The sequence below is a fragment of the Mesorhizobium sp. genome (assembly GCF_024509055.1).
Classification (GTDB): domain Bacteria; phylum Pseudomonadota; class Alphaproteobacteria; order Rhizobiales; family Rhizobiaceae; genus Mesorhizobium.
This window is the reverse complement of the sequence record NZ_JANINM010000463.1, coordinates 1-13,682: the sequence shown is the minus strand read 5'-3', so window position 1 is coordinate 13,682 and position 13,682 is coordinate 1. Positions and strand designations below refer to the sequence as shown.

Sequence of the window (13,682 nt, the reverse complement as noted above, 5' to 3'; positions counted from 1 at the left end):
TGGCCAATACGCTGCTGATGCCCAAGGCGACCGCCGTCTGGCTGGTCGACAACACTGCGCTCTCCTTCGAGCAGATCGCGCAGTTCTGCGGGCTGCATCCGCTCGAGGTCAAGGCGATCGCAGACGGCGAGTCGGCGCAGGGCATCAAGGGCATGGACCCGATCATGACCGGCCAGCTGACGCGCGACGAGATCGCGCGCTCCGAGAAGGATCCGAACCACCGGCTGAAGCTGTCGGATCCTAAGGTCCGTGTGCCGGAATCCAAGCGCAAGGGACCGCGCTACACGCCGCTGTCGAAGCGCCAGGACCGGCCGAACGCCATCCTGTGGCTGGTGCGCAACCATCCCGAGCTCAAGGACGCGCAGATCGCGCGCCTCGTCGGCACCACCAAGTCGACGATCGAGCAGATCCGCGAGCGCAAGCACTGGAACTCGGCCAACCTGCAGCCGATGGATCCGGTGACGCTCGGCCTAGCCTCGCAGATCGACCTCGACATGGAAGTCAACCGCGCCTCGCGCGGCCGTGAGCAGGCGCAGCCGGTCGCCGGCGACACGCTGCTGCCGGCGGCGCTGACCGAGCGGCTCGTGCCGGCCCCGGAGAAGCCGAAGGACGAGGATCAGGAGCTCGACGCCAACGCCGTCTTCGCCAAGCTCTCGGCGCTCAAGTCGAAGGACAGGGACGAAGACGAAGAGTAAAGTTCTTCCAGCCAGAAAAAAGCCCGCTTCGAGCGGGCTTTTTTGCGGACGCGGCTTGGGAGGGAATCACGTCCGCGCCGCGCGGTCCGGCGCCATGCCGTAATCCTCGCTGCGCTCCACGGCGCGGTAGAAATCGGCGAGCTGCTTGCCACGCTCCGGTTTGAAGATGCGCCCGGCGATGACCACCGAGGCGATGCGGTCGATGCGGAAGGCGCGGAAATCGTCGCGCATCTCGCACCAGGCGACGAGCGTCCAGACCTTGCCCCAGAACCACAGTCCGAGCGGCCTGATGTCGCGCGCCGTGCCGCGGCCTGCCTCGTCGGAATAATCGATGGTCAGCACCTGGCGCTTCTCCACGGCCCGTTCGATGAGGTCGATCGCTTCGCGCGCGGCGTCGCTCACCACCCACATCGGCGTGTGGATCTCGGTGCGGGCGATACGGTCCTTCTCGGTGTCCGGCAGCACGGCGCCGATCTTGACCAGCGCCTCGTCGGCCGCTCTTGCCATGGTCGCGCCGCCAAAGGCGCGCACCATGCGGGCGCCGGCAACCAGCGCCACGATCTCGTCACGCGTGAACATCAGCGGCGGAAGGTCGAAACCTTCCCTCATCATGTAGCCGACGCCCGCCTCGCCGTCGATCGGTACGCCGGTCGACTGCAGGTCGGCAATGTCGCGGTAGATGGTCCGCTCGGAAACCTCAAGCCAGGTGCCGAGCTTCTGAGCAGTGACCAACCGGCCGCCGCGCAGGTGCTGGACGATCTGGAAAAGCCTGTCGGCGCGACGCATTGATAACTCTCCCGGGGTTTATGGCCGCAGCCCTTCGCGTTTCCGCTGCAAGGCAACGAATTGCGCGCCGAAGGACAACCGGCCGGTCGTCGGCGCTTCGGCGCTGAGCACGCGCCAGAAAGGCGCCACGTCGCTCAGCGTCATGCCGCGCTCGATATCCTCGTTCGCAGCTTCGGCCACCGTGCGCAGATGGTAGCCGATGGTGACAGGACAGGTGACTTCGGCGCCGTGCTCAACGGCCAGAGCGGTACGCAAAGCACGCACATCCATCTCCACGCCTTCGGGTATCGAGCGGATGAAATCGTCGACCTGACGCGCGGTGGGCACCAGCATGGACTGCCCCTCGACGACATCGCCGAACGTGCGCGGCGACGGCTTGATGCCGTTGACGCCTGGCGTGTTCAGCCTGTCGTTCCAGCTTTTCACCATCGAAGGTCACTCTGAAATAGACGGTGCGAATTCATCGTTGTCAGGGGCAAGGCTGCTTCAACTATCGCATGCCTCCTGACAACATACTGTCAGGAGGCTGCGGCAAACTTACCGGCAAATCGTGGCGCTTTTCCCTGATGCGATGCTTCCGACCGCCAATACATCTGGGCGCGACACGGCGAACATCCAAGCCACCAACGGAAAAAACTGCTCCGCAACCGCGCGGCTTGGACGCCATCCATCAATTCTCGCGCACCCGGCCGTCATAAAGATCCGGCCAGCCGATGTCCTTGCGGATGTCCGCCGGCAAAGTGTTCAGGAAACGCTGGGTGCGGATTTCGTTCCGCACAGTACGGATCCTGCCGACATAGTGCTGCATACCGCGCAAAATGGTGAAACCGTTCATGACATGACTCCTCTCTTTTGATGGGAGGAGTATCTCACACCCCTGCTGACAGCAGTCTGTCAGGAGCCTGGCAGCTGGACGAAGAAGGCGCCGCAAGGCTTTTTGACGGCCACGCAAACCGACTTTTTGCCGTGCGCCTCCGGCCGCGAGAACGGCTTTGACAGGCGTCCGCGATGCTGGTCAAAGGCTGCATGACGAAACTGCTCGCCCTTGTCATCATCGGCTTCATGCTGATCCAGGTCATCAAGCCTATCGGCTGGCCGGGGCTGAAGCGGCGCAGCGACTTCTGGAAGCTGGCGCTGCTGGCCATCATCGCGATCTCGCTGGCGGCCGTATTGGGTCACCTGACCTGACACTACGCCCGCGGGGCTTCAATCTCTGTCAAGCACAAACGCCAGGAGATGCTCGGCCCAGGCGCGGTAACCGGCCTCCGAGGCATGAAAGCCGTCGGAGGCAAAACCGGCTTCGGGATTGGTGATCGGCAGGCGTGCGGCGGGGACGGCGCCGCGCTCGTTGCAGAGGCGCACACCCATCCGGTTCATCTCGGTGGCGCGGATTTCGAGGATCCTGCCGAGCAGCGGGGGCATTGCCGGCGCGCGCGTGAATTCCAGCACCGGCGACCAGACCACACGCGCTTCCGGCCATTTGGCGCGCAACGCGTAGAGCAGGCCGCCGAACTCCTTCTTGAAGCGGGGCACGGAGTGGAAATTCTTGGTGTCGTTGGTGCCGATCGCCAGAACGATGTGCGTCCACGGGTCCGCCGACAGATTGGGCAGGACGTGATCGCGGATCTGGCCGGAAGTCGCCGAATTGAAGCCGGCGGCGCGCCAGCGCACATTGCGGCCGCTTCGCTCGGCAATGAGCCCGGCGAGCTGCGCTGCCAGACCGTCCTCGGAGTTCGCGATGCCGACCGAGGCGGCGGAAGAATCGCCCATTACAAGCAGGGAGACTGCGGGCGCGCTTCCGGCGATCTCATGCAAAACCGGACCTTGCGCCGGCAGCATGCGCGTCGTGCGCCGGCGCACGCCGAGGCCCTGCCAGACATAGACCGGGAAGGCGAGCCAAGTGAGAGGGGCGAGCAGGCGTTGCATGACGGTCCCCGTTGGAACAACGGAATCCCATTAGCGCATGTTTCGGCCAAGGTGAACGAGCGGCCGCTCAGTCGCAGCAGTCGGGCCCGCCTTTGGCCCGATCCTGGTATTCGTCATGAAGCCGCACCCAGTCCATCAAGCCGTGATAGGGGCCGGTTTCATTGCGGCCCTTCGGCGTCATGTCGAGATAATGATAGGCGCCGATCAGCGGATCGCCGCCGCGGGCGCGTGACATGAAGGTCAGGAAGATGTCGCCACTCTCGTCCCGGCAGAACACACTGGAGCCGGGCAGATCCTTCGACCGCAGCGGTCGCTTCTCGAAATTGTACGTCGTGTCACCAGCGGCGATCTGCTTGTCGGTGAAGGACACCTGCATGTCGAAGTTGAAGTCGGATGCGTAGGACGAGACCCAATCGAATTTCCAGCCCATGCGGTGCTTGTAGGGGAGGATTTCGTCGAGTGGGGCGCGTGCCACGGCGACCAGCGAAACGTCGTGGTGTCTGAGGTGCTGGTTGGCGCCGTCGATATGGTCGGCTAGGAACGAGCAGCCGGTGCAGCGATGGTCGCATCCCGGCGTCATCATGAAATGGTAGACGATCAACTGGCTCCTGCCGGCGAACAGTCCGGCGAGGCGCTTCGGCCCCTCCTCGCTTTCGAAGACATAGTCCTTGCGGATCTTGAGCCAGGGGAGTTGCCGGCGTTCGGCGGCGATGCGGTCACGCAACCGCGTCAGTTCTTTCTCGCGCTCGAGATGCGCCTTGTGCGCCTCGAACCAGTCCTCGCTGGAAATGACGGCATTGCGATGATGCATGACTATCTCCTGTCCTCTCCTGCCAAGGACGTTCGACATCGGCGCGATCCGACATGGCGCCGGTTTCCGGCAGCCTCAAAGTGGGGATGATGGTCGCAAAAAACAAAAAACCCGGGCCGCAGGCCCGGGTTTTCGTCGCTTCCGAATTGCCTGGATCAGGCTGCCTGCTCCAATGCAGGCTTCCATTTTCCGAGCGCCGCCAGATGGTTCATGTGGGCGCGGTGGGTGAAGGCCGCCTGGCCGGCGGCGAGGTTCGAAGCCTTGCCGCTCCAGGCCTTCTGCGCGGCCGCCTGCAGGGCGCGGCCGTAGGAGAAGGTCAGCTTCCATGGATGCGGGCCGATGACGTTGATGGCATTGAGGTTGGCGGTCGCCTCCTCGTCATCCTGACCGCCCGAGAGGAAGGCAATTCCGGGCACCGCCACCGGCACGGTTTCACGAAAGAGCTTGATCGTCTTCTCGGCGACCTGCTCGGGACTGTCGGTCTTGCCTGATTTCTTGCCGGAGATGACCATGTTCGGCTTCAGAACAGTGCCTTCCAGCACGACGCGCGCCGCGTAAAGCTCGTCATAGAGCTTCAGCAAGGTGGCCTTGCTGACCGCGTAGCAGGTGTCGATGTCGTGGGCGCCGTCCATCAGCACCTCCGGCTCGACGATAGGCACGATGCCGGCTTCCTGGCAAAGGGCGGCATAGCGGGCCAGCGCATGCGCATTGGAGCCGATCGAGGTGGCGGACGGCACGCCCTTGGTGCTGTCGATGTCGATCACCGCGCGCCATTTGGCGAAGCGGGCGCCGAGCTTGTAGTAATCCGCCAGCCGCTCGCGCAGGCCGTCGAGGCCCTCGGTGATGGTATCGCCGGCAAAGCCGGCCAGCGCCTTGGCGCCGGCATCGACCTTGATGCCCGGGATGGCGCCCGCCGCCTTGATGATGTCGACCAGCGGCGTGCCGTCGGCGGCCTTCTGGCGAATGGTCTCGTCATAGAGGATGACGCCGGAGATGTATTTGGTCATCGCCTCTTTGGAGCGGAACATCATTTCGCGATAGTCGCGCCGGTTGTCGGCGGTGGATTCGACGCCGATGACGTCGAAACGCTTCTTGATGGTGCCGGAGCTCTCATCGGCGGCCAAAAGGCCCTTGCCGCCGCCGACGATCGCGGCGGCAATGTCTTCGAGACGTTCGCTCATAGTGCTTTCTCCCTGACGGTGGTTATCCGCGCCTAGCAGAACACTACCGCCAAAGGAATGACGCCGGAAAGCTCGAATCGATTGAAAGCTTTCGAACTTGAGACGAACTCGCCCAGTGTTGAAGACGTCAGCGCTTGAGCACCTCAACGCCGGGCAGCGGCTTGCCCTCCATCCATTCGAGGAAGGCGCCGCCTGCGGTCGAGACATAGGTGAAGTCGTCGGCGACGCCGGCATGGTTGAGCGCGGCAACCGTGTCGCCGCCGCCAGCGACCGACACCAGCTTGCCTTCCTTGGTCCGTGCCGCCGCATGCTTCGCCGCCGCCACCGTCGCCCGATCGAAGGGCTCGATCTCGAAGGCGCCGAGCGGGCCGTTCCAGACCAAGGTCGCCGCGCGGTCGATCCAGTCATTGACGCTTTTCACGGTCTTTTCGCCGACATCGAGGATCATGCCGTCGGCCGGCACGTCCGAAATGGCGACCGTCTCGCTTGCCGCGCCTGCCTTGAATTCCTTGGCCACGACGCCGTCGGCGGGCAGGACGATGGCGCAACCCGATTCGGCTGCCTCTATCATGATCTGCTTGGCGGTGCCGGCGAGGTCATGTTCGCAGAGCGACTTGCCGACATTGGTGCCGCGCGCAGCGAGGAAAGTGTTGGCCATGCCGCCGCCGATGACCAGCGCATCGACTTTCTTCACAAGGTTCATCAAGAGGTCGATCTTGGTCGAGACCTTGGCGCCTCCGACGATGGCCACCACGGGTCGTACCGGGTTGCCAAGGCCCTTTTCCAGCGCGTCGAGCTCAGCCTGCATGGTGCGGCCGGCATAGGCCGGCAGCCGGCGCGCCAGGCCCTCGGTCGATGCATGTGCCCGATGCGCGGCGGAAAAGGCGTCATTGACATAGATGTCGCCGTTGGCGGCGAGCTTGTCGGTAAAGGATGGCTCGTTCTTTTCCTCCGCCTTGTGGAAGCGGGTGTTCTCGAACAGCAGGACGTCGCCGTCCTTCATGGCGCCCACGGCATCCGCGGCCTTGTCGCCGACGCAGTCGGAAGCGAAGCCGACGGGACGGCCGAGCACCTCGGACGTTGCCTTGGCGATCGGCTCCAGCGAGAATTCCGCGGTCGGTCCGTCCTTGGGGCGACCGAAATGCGCAAGCAGGATCACCTTGGCGCCCTTGCCGGAAAGCTCGGCGATGGTCGGCGCGATCCGTTCGATGCGGGTGATATCGGTTACCTTGCCGTCGGCGACCGGCACGTTGAGGTCGACGCGCACCAGGACGCGCTTGCCGCTGACGGCGCCGATATCGTCGAGTGTCCTGAAGCCGGCCATGGTCGTTCCTTTCCGCGAAAACCGCCGGGACCTTACCCGGCACCGGCGACGATGCAAGGCCCGCGTCGGGACGCGCGCGCAAAAATGATGTCGCCTTGAGACATCAGCCTTGGCTGGTTGCCTTTTGTCCATCCGGTCCCGGTACCGCCGGATCGATGGGCGCATCCTCGGCGGCATGCCTTTCCGCCGGCTTGCGCCAGTTGCGGATCAGGGCGGCGATTCGGTCGCCGATCTCGCCGGCGCTCAGGAAAACCGGCACACGGGCCACCGGTGCGGTTGGCTCGAAGGACAGGCCAAGGCCGGTGATCCTGCCTTTCTCGTCGGTGTCGCGCACGATCAGCTCGATCGGGCCGATCAGCACGCGGTCGGCATATTCGGCGCGGCCGCCAAGCCGTTCGGTGACCAGCGCGCCGACCGTGAGCTTCTGCTCGGCTTCCGTGAGACCCGGACCATAGGCGGCTTCCAGTTCCGCGGCGGAGCGGGCCGGATCGACGGCGAAGGCGCCGAAGAAATCGGCATCCTCGGGGTCGACCACGGCGCGGCTGGCGAAGAGCTTGTCGAGCAGGCGCGGGTAGCGATCCGGCACGAAGATATAGACCTGGTCGCCGGCCGCCAGCCTGCCCATGTCCTGGAAACGCATGGAGCGGCCGTCGCGCAGCACAAGCGAGGGGCGCGCCCAGCGCGGGATGCGTTCGCCGCGCGCCACCGGGCTGCCGGGCGCGACGCGATAGGCGAGCAGTTCGTGATGGGCCGAGCCCGGCAGCTCCAGCTCGACCTTGTCCAGCGGCCCGAGGCGTGCGGGCACGATGAGGCCGAGGCGGCGTGCGAGCGGCCCGACGGTCCAGCCCTGAACCACGAGCGATACCAGCACGATGATGAAGGCGACGTTGAAGATGATGCGGCCATGCTCCAGCCCACCGAGCAGCGGCGTGATGGCCAGCAGGATCGAGACGGCGCCGCGCAGGCCGACCCAGGAAACGAAGGCGACTTCAGGACGCGGCAAGCGGAACGGGATGAGGCAAAGCCAGACGGCGAGCGGCCGCGCCACGAAGATCAGGAACAGGCCGAGCAGGATCGCCGGCACCAGGATCGCCGGGAATTGTGACGGTGTGGCGAACAGGCCGAGGATCAGGAACATGATGATCTGCGCCAGCCACGACATGCCGTCCTGGAAGCGCTTCAATATGGTAACGGCGCGGATGTCGGAATTGCCGGCGACGAGGCCGGCGAGATAGACGGCGAGGAAGCCCGAGCCGCCGACGGCGCCGGCGGCAGCGAACACCATCAGCGAGAGCGTCAGCACGAAGATCGGCAAGAGGCCGTGGTCGAGGTTCAGCCGTTCGACGAGGCGCACGATGGCGAAGCCGCCGAGCACGCCGATGACGGCGCCGAGCCCCATATTGGTGAGGAAGCCGAGCACGAGGTTGGTGGCAAGAACGTCCGCTTCCGGATTGGTGTGCGCGGCGATGATTTCCACCAGCGTGATCGTCAGGAAGATGGCGATCGGATCGTTGGTGCCGGATTCCACCTCGAGCGTCGAGCGGACGCGCTCACGCAGATTGATCTCGCCGGCACGCAGCAGGAAGAACACGGCGGCCGCGTCGGTCGAGGCGACCGCCGCGCCGAGAAGCGAGGATTCCAGCCAGCTCAGGTTGAGTAGATAGTGGGCAGCTGCGCTGAAAATTCCGGTCGTCAGGATGACGCCGACGGTTGCCAGCGACAGCGCCGGCCCAGCGGCCTGGCGCATGGCGTTGAGCGGCGTGCCGAAGCCGGAATCGAACAGGATGACGGCCAAAGCCAATGAGCCGGCAAAATAAGCCACCCGCGCATTGTCGAACTGGATGCCGAGGCCGTCGACGCCGGTTGCAAGGCCGATGCAGAGGAAGAGAAGGAGCAGCGGAGCGCCGAAGCGGAAGGCGATCAGGCTCGAAAACGCGGCGGCGACAATCAGGGCCGCGCCGACCAGCGTCACGAGATAGATCGCATGCTCCATCCGGTATAGCCCCCTCCAAAACCTCGCTTTCGTCGCTTTACCGGAGAGTGGGGCGAAGACATGACCGGTGCAAGGCGACAGCGTGGTTTTTCGCTTATGCCGCTGGTTTTCGAGAAGTTTCGGCGACCATGCCCCGCCGAAACGAAAACGCCCGGCCGAAGCCGGGCGTTTCGATTTTCCGGAGTGATCTCCGTGATCAGGCGATGGTCTTGCCGAAGGCGACGGCGGTGTCGCCCATGCGGTTCGAGAAGCCCCATTCGTTGTCATACCAGGACAGGACCGAGACAAGGTTGCCGTCCATGACCTTGGTCTGGTCGAGCGCCACAATCGAGGAATGCGGATCGTGGTTGAAGTCGATCGACACGTTCGGATGATGCGTGACGGAGAGCACGCCCTTCAGCTTGCCCTTCGACGCCGCGATCAGCGCTTCGTTGATCTCCTGCGGAGTGGTCGAACGCTTGGCGATGAACTTGAGATCGACGACGGAGACGTTCGGGGTCGGCACGCGGATCGAGATGCCGTCGAGCTTGCCCTTGAGGTCGGGCAGCACGAGGCCGATCGCCTTGGCGGCACCGGTCGAGGTCGGGATCTGCGACAGCGCGGCGGCGCGGGCGCGGTAGAGATCCTTGTGCATGGTGTCCAGCGTCGGCTGGTCGCCGGTGTAGGAGTGGATCGTCGTCATCATGCCCTTCTCGATGCCGACGGTGTCGTGCAGCACGGAGGCCAGCGGCGCCAGGCAGTTGGTGGTGCAGGACGCGTTCGAGATGACGATGTGGTCCTTGGTCAGCTTGTCGTGGTTGATGCCGTAGACGACGGTGAGGTCGGCGCCCTCAGCCGGGGCCGAGACGATGACGCGCTTGGCGCCGGCGGTGAGATGTGCGGCGGCCTTGTCGCGAGCGGTGAAGATGCCCGTGCATTCGAGCGCGATGTCGACGCCGAGATCCTTCCAAGGCAGCTGGGCCGGATCCTTGATGGCGGTGACCTTGAATTTCTCCTTGCCGACCGAGATCTGGTCGCCGTCAACCGTCACCTCATGCGGGAAGCGGCCATGCACGCTGTCGTAGCGCAGGAGATGCGCATTGGTCTCGACCGGGCCGAGGTCGTTGACGGCGACGACCTGGATGTCCTTGCGGCCGGATTCGTGGATGGCGCGCAGGATGTTACGGCCGATACGGCCAAATCCGTTGATGGCAACTCTGACGGTCATTTGTTTCTCCCTGGGGACTGGGGATGGGTCCGAAGGCTTCATAGCGGCGGGCGGGCAAAGAATCCAGCCGCAGAAGCCTCAATTTAAATCGATTAGTTTGGGCCAGCCCCACGGAATCGCTTCAAGCGACCCCGCGAGACGGACCAGGTGCGATCAGCCATGCAGACGGGATTCCACCGCCTTTGCCGCCGCTTCGGCGGTGATGCCGAAATGCGGATAGAGCTGCTCGATGGTGCCGGAAGCGCCAAAGCCATGCATGCCAACGAAAATGCCGTCGGTGCCGATCAGATGGTCCCAGCCCTGGCGAATGCCTGCCTCGATGGCGACCTTGATCCTGGTGTTGCCGATCGTCTTGTTGCGGTAGTCCTCGCTCTGCTGGTCGAACAGCTCGAAGCAAGGCACCGAGACGACGCGGGTCGGATGACCGTGCTTTTCCAGCAGGTCGCGTGCGCCGAGTGCGATCTCGACCTCGGAACCGGTGGCGAAGATGGTGACCACGGCTTCGCCGCTGGCGGCGGCGAGCTCGTAGGCGCCCTGGCTGCTGAGGTTCTTCTCGGTGAACTCGGTGCGGACCGTCGGCAGGTTCTGGCGGGTCAACGCCAGGGTCGAGGGCGTCTTTTCCGATTCGATCGCCAGCTGCCAGCACTCCGCCGTCTCGACCGCATCGGCCGGGCGGAAGACGTTGTGGTTCGGGATGGCGCGCAAAGCCGCCAGATGCTCGACCGGCTGGTGGGTCGGGCCGTCCTCGCCGAGACCGATGGAGTCGTGGGTCATGACGAAGATCGAGCGGATGCCCATCAGCGAGGAAAGCCGCATAGACGGGCGGGCATAGTCGGAGAAGCACAGGAAGGTGCCGCCATAAGCGATCAAACCGCCATGCAGGGTCAGCCCGTTGATGGCGGCCGCCATGCCATGCTCGCGGATGCCGTAATGGACATAGCGATGGCCGTAGTCGTCCGGCGTGATGTTCTTGGTCTGGCTGGTCTTGGTGTTGTTGGAGCCGGTGAGGTCGGCCGAGCCGCCGATCGTCTCAGGCACCGCGCCGTTGATGACTTCCAGCGCCATTTCAGAGGATTTGCGGGTGGCGACCTTGGGCTTGTCGACCGAGAGCTTCTTCTTGTAGTCGGCGATGACGGCGTCGAAATTCGACGGCAGCTTGCCGGCGAGGCGGCGCTCGAACTCGGCCTTCAGCTTGGGCTCGGCCTTGGCAAGGCGGCCCTCCCAGTCGGCGCGCGCCTTGGCGCCGCCCTTGCCGATGGCGCGCCAGGCGTCGAGGATGTCGGCCGGGATCTCGAACGGCGGCGATTCCCAGTTGAAGAACTTGCGCGCGCCGGCGATTTCGTCGGCGCCGAGCGGCGAACCATGCGCCTTGTTGGTGCCGGCCTTGGTCGGGGCGCCGAAGCCGATGGTCGTCTTGCATGCGATCATCGTGGGCTTGTCGGAATGGCGCGCGGCCTCAATGGCATAGGCGATCGCCTCCGGATCCGTGCCGTCGATGTGGCTGGCGTTCCAGCCCGAGGCCTGGAAGCGGGCGACCTGGTCGGTGTTGTCGGCCAGCGAGACCGGGCCGTCGATCGAGATGTTGTTGTTGTCCCAGAAGACGATCAGCTTGTTGAGCTTCAGGTGACCGGCAAGCGCGATGGCTTCCTGGGAGACGCCTTCCATCAGGCAGCCGTCGCCGCAAAGCACATAGGTGTGGTGGCTGACGAGGTCGTTGCCGAAAGCGGCGTTCATGATGCGCTCGCCAAGCGCGAAGCCGACCGAATTGGCAAGACCCTGGCCGAGCGGACCGGTGGTGGTCTCGATGCCGGTGGCGTGGCCGTATTCGGGATGGCCGGCGGTCTTCGACCCGAGCTGGCGGAAATTCTTGATCTGGTCGATCGTCATGTCCTCGTAGCCGGTGAGGTAGAGGAGCGAGTAGAGCAGCATCGAGCCGTGGCCGGCGGAGAGGATGAAGCGGTCGCGATCGGCCCAGTGCGGGGCCTTGGCGTCGAATTTCAGAAAGCGGGAGAACAGGACGGTGGCGATGTCGGCGCAGCCCATGGGCAAGCCGGGATGGCCGGAATTCGCCTTCTCGACGGCGTCCATGGAAAGGAAACGGATCGCGTTAGCCATCCGGTCATGTTGTTCGCGCGAGGTCATGCTTCCTCCGGGTAGGATTGAGTTCTCGGGATTGCCTTGAAAAAAGGTAGGCGACACATAGCAGGCACGGCCTTTTAGTCAACAAATCGGTCGGCTTTTGCCGGGCTTGTGATGCTGTCCGTGGCCTTACATTAGCGTTAGCGGGGGACAGTCGCGAGAGCTTTATTGACGCGCGCTTCACCCGGTGCCTAATCTTTCCCACATAACGCGTTCTGAACGCGTGCGATTCGGTGATGGGCAGGGTACAGGACGAACGCCATGACCGGGGAAACGACCCTCAAGGAAGTCATCGCCAGGCTCGGCAAGGCCATGGAAGGGCTCGAAAACGCCGTCGCGGCGCGGCTCGAGCATGAGCGCGACTACTCGGAAGCCGAGGCCGAGGTGCAGCGCATGAACTCCGACCGCTCGCGGTTGGCGCAGGAGCTCGACAATTCGGAAGCGCGCGCCGAGCGGCTGGAAGATGCCAACAAGGAAGTGTCGCGCCGGCTGGTGACCGCCATGGAAACCATCCGCGCGGTGCTGGACCGGTAAGGCTGGACAGGCAGGGCAATGGCACAGGTCACGGTTTCCATCGACGGCAAGCAGTACCGCATGGCCTGCGACGAAGGCCAGGAAGAGCATCTGATCGACCTTGCCGAACGCTTCGACCGGTATGTCTCGCATCTGAAGGATTCGTTCGGCGAGATCGGCGACCAGCGGCTGACGGTGATGGCCGGTATCATGGTGATGGACGAGCTTTCGGAGCTCACCAAGCGGGTCAAGGGCATGGAGAGCGAAGTGCTGACGCTGCGCAAGACGCGCGACGAGGCGCTGACCAAGGCCGACAAGAGCGACAGCGTGCTGACCACGGCGCTCGACGCACTCGCGCAGCGCATGGAAGACCTGACGGCGACGCTTGTGCTGAAAAAGGCTTAAGCCGCCTGCTTCGGACCCTCCTCCTCCATCGCGGAAATTCCTGCTGTCTTTTCCAGGAAAAGACGAAATTTTTCCGCCGCAGCCGACGCGCCGATAGAGACAAGCCCTTTTGAACCCGGCCGTCCGGCGGTATAGAGGGCTGAGCCTCGCCGGCGGGTTGGCCCAGGCCGGCTAGATGTCAGCCAGGGAGCACGTCATGAGCCTTCGTATCAACGATATCGCGCCGGATTTCACGGCCGAGACCACGCAGGGAACGGTCAATTTCCATCAATGGATCGGTGACGGCTGGGCGGTGCTTTTCAGCCATCCGAAGAACTTCACGCCGGTCTGCACGACCGAGCTCGGCACGATGGCCGGGCTCGAAGGCGAGTTCAGGAAGCGCAATGTCAAGATCATCGGCATTTCAGTCGATCCGGTGTCGAGCCATGACAAATGGCAGGCGGACATCAAGACGGCCACCGGTCACACAGTGAATTACCCGCTGATCGGCGACAACGACCTCAAGGTCGCCAAGCTCTATGAGATGCTGCCGGCGGGAGCCGGCGAGAGCTCGGAGGGCCGCACGCCGGCCGACAACGCCACCGTGCGTTCCGTCTATGTCATCGGCCCCGACAAGAAGATCAAGCTGGTGCTGACCTATCCGATGACCACGGGCCGCAACTTCGACGAGATCCTGCGCGTCATCGATTCCATCCAGCTGAC

15 protein-coding genes are annotated in these 13,682 nt (G+C 64.2%); 5 read left to right on the top strand and 10 right to left on the bottom strand.

What is annotated here, in order from left to right; translation table 11 throughout:
• The coding region (locus Q0L57_RS26770; protein ID WP_296746089.1) for a DUF1013 domain-containing protein at positions 1-695 on the top strand (695 nt) is incomplete at its 5' end.
• 66 nt (positions 696-761) lie between these two features.
• Here Q0L57_RS26770 and Q0L57_RS26765 read toward each other — a convergent pair.
• The 3 genes from Q0L57_RS26765 to Q0L57_RS26755 all read right to left on the bottom strand — a co-directional run bounded on the left by Q0L57_RS26765 (position 762) and on the right by Q0L57_RS26755 (position 2,316).
• Positions 762-1,481 (bottom strand): YafY family protein, encoded by a 720-nt coding sequence (locus Q0L57_RS26765; RefSeq protein ID WP_296746088.1) that lies wholly within the window; start codon positions 1,479-1,481, stop codon positions 762-764.
• An 18-nt stretch (positions 1,482-1,499) separates the two neighbouring features.
• Positions 1,500-1,910: a hypothetical protein gene (locus Q0L57_RS26760; RefSeq protein ID WP_296746087.1), complete on the bottom strand. Its 411-nt coding sequence runs from the start codon at positions 1,908-1,910 to the stop codon at positions 1,500-1,502.
• 241 nt (positions 1,911-2,151) lie between these two features.
• Positions 2,152-2,316 (bottom strand): hypothetical protein, encoded by a 165-nt coding sequence (locus Q0L57_RS26755; protein ID WP_296746086.1) that lies wholly within the window; start codon positions 2,314-2,316, stop codon positions 2,152-2,154.
• Positions 2,317-2,489: 173 nt separating this feature from the next.
• Between Q0L57_RS26755 and Q0L57_RS26750 the strand changes: the two genes are divergently transcribed.
• Positions 2,490-2,669: a hypothetical protein gene (locus Q0L57_RS26750; RefSeq protein ID WP_296746090.1), complete on the top strand. Its 180-nt coding sequence runs from the start codon at positions 2,490-2,492 to the stop codon at positions 2,667-2,669.
• An 18-nt stretch (positions 2,670-2,687) separates the two neighbouring features.
• On the opposite strand, the gene Q0L57_RS26745 is transcribed toward Q0L57_RS26750, so the two are convergent.
• From Q0L57_RS26745 to tkt, 7 genes are all read right to left on the bottom strand, one after another.
• The gene (locus Q0L57_RS26745; protein WP_296746085.1) at positions 2,688-3,407 is read right to left on the bottom strand and encodes an SGNH/GDSL hydrolase family protein; all 720 of its coding nucleotides are present in this window, start codon (positions 3,405-3,407) and stop codon (positions 2,688-2,690) included.
• 67 nt (positions 3,408-3,474) lie between these two features.
• Positions 3,475-4,218, bottom strand: a complete 744-nt coding sequence (locus tag Q0L57_RS26740) for a thioredoxin family protein (protein ID WP_296746084.1) — start codon at positions 4,216-4,218, stop codon at positions 3,475-3,477.
• Positions 4,219-4,373: 155 nt separating this feature from the next.
• Complete coding sequence (locus Q0L57_RS26735) at positions 4,374-5,399, bottom strand: class I fructose-bisphosphate aldolase (protein WP_296746083.1); 1,026 nt, start codon at positions 5,397-5,399, stop codon at positions 4,374-4,376.
• Between the two features lie 127 nt (positions 5,400-5,526).
• A complete protein-coding gene (locus Q0L57_RS26730) occupies positions 5,527-6,723 on the bottom strand; it encodes a phosphoglycerate kinase (RefSeq protein ID WP_296746082.1) in 1,197 nt (398 codons plus the stop codon).
• A gap of 103 nt (positions 6,724-6,826) precedes the next feature.
• Positions 6,827-8,716, bottom strand: a complete 1,890-nt coding sequence (locus Q0L57_RS26725; protein ID WP_296746081.1) for a potassium/proton antiporter — start codon at positions 8,714-8,716, stop codon at positions 6,827-6,829.
• Positions 8,717-8,912: 196 nt separating this feature from the next.
• Entirely contained in the window at positions 8,913-9,923 is a 1,011-nt protein-coding gene (gap, locus tag Q0L57_RS26720; RefSeq protein WP_296746080.1) for a type I glyceraldehyde-3-phosphate dehydrogenase, read from the bottom strand.
• 153 nt (positions 9,924-10,076) lie between these two features.
• The gene (gene tkt / locus Q0L57_RS26715) at positions 10,077-12,065 is read right to left on the bottom strand and encodes a transketolase (protein ID WP_296746079.1); all 1,989 of its coding nucleotides are present in this window, start codon (positions 12,063-12,065) and stop codon (positions 10,077-10,079) included.
• Positions 12,066-12,323: 258 nt separating this feature from the next.
• On the opposite strand from tkt, the gene Q0L57_RS26710 reads away from it, so the two are divergent.
• The 3 genes from Q0L57_RS26710 to Q0L57_RS26700 all read left to right on the top strand — a co-directional run.
• Positions 12,324-12,596, top strand: a complete 273-nt coding sequence (locus Q0L57_RS26710) for a DUF4164 domain-containing protein (protein ID WP_296746078.1) — start codon at positions 12,324-12,326, stop codon at positions 12,594-12,596.
• An 18-nt stretch (positions 12,597-12,614) separates the two neighbouring features.
• On the top strand, positions 12,615-12,980 hold the full coding sequence (locus tag Q0L57_RS26705; RefSeq protein WP_296746077.1) for a cell division protein ZapA: 366 nt from the start codon (positions 12,615-12,617) through the stop codon (positions 12,978-12,980).
• A gap of 196 nt (positions 12,981-13,176) precedes the next feature.
• Positions 13,177-13,682 (top strand): redoxin domain-containing protein (locus Q0L57_RS26700; protein ID WP_296746076.1); only part of this gene is annotated, 506 nt, incomplete at its 3' end.

Bases quoted from the DNA above. Each gene is read 5' to 3' on its own strand.
- tkt (WP_296746079.1), bottom strand. From the start codon at position 12,065: ATGACCTCGCGCGAACAACATGACCGGATGGCTAACGCGATCCGTTTC.
- gap (WP_296746080.1), bottom strand. From the start codon at position 9,923: ATGACCGTCAGAGTTGCCATCAACGGATTTGGCCGTATCGGCCGTAAC.
- Q0L57_RS26740 (WP_296746084.1), bottom strand. From the start codon at position 4,218: ATGCATCATCGCAATGCCGTCATTTCCAGCGAGGACTGGTTCGAGGCG.
- Q0L57_RS26765 (WP_296746088.1), bottom strand. From the start codon at position 1,481: ATGCGTCGCGCCGACAGGCTTTTCCAGATCGTCCAGCACCTGCGCGGC.
- Q0L57_RS26750 (WP_296746090.1), top strand. From the start codon at position 2,490: ATGCTGGTCAAAGGCTGCATGACGAAACTGCTCGCCCTTGTCATCATC.
- Q0L57_RS26735 (WP_296746083.1), bottom strand. From the start codon at position 5,399: ATGAGCGAACGTCTCGAAGACATTGCCGCCGCGATCGTCGGCGGCGGC.
- Q0L57_RS26745 (WP_296746085.1), bottom strand. From the start codon at position 3,407: ATGCAACGCCTGCTCGCCCCTCTCACTTGGCTCGCCTTCCCGGTCTAT.
- Q0L57_RS26705 (WP_296746077.1), top strand. From the start codon at position 12,615: ATGGCACAGGTCACGGTTTCCATCGACGGCAAGCAGTACCGCATGGCC.
- Q0L57_RS26760 (WP_296746087.1), bottom strand. From the start codon at position 1,910: ATGGTGAAAAGCTGGAACGACAGGCTGAACACGCCAGGCGTCAACGGC.
- Q0L57_RS26710 (WP_296746078.1), top strand. From the start codon at position 12,324: ATGACCGGGGAAACGACCCTCAAGGAAGTCATCGCCAGGCTCGGCAAG.
- Q0L57_RS26725 (WP_296746081.1), bottom strand. From the start codon at position 8,716: ATGGAGCATGCGATCTATCTCGTGACGCTGGTCGGCGCGGCCCTGATT.
- Q0L57_RS26730 (WP_296746082.1), bottom strand. From the start codon at position 6,723: ATGGCCGGCTTCAGGACACTCGACGATATCGGCGCCGTCAGCGGCAAG.
- Q0L57_RS26755 (WP_296746086.1), bottom strand. From the start codon at position 2,316: ATGAACGGTTTCACCATTTTGCGCGGTATGCAGCACTATGTCGGCAGG.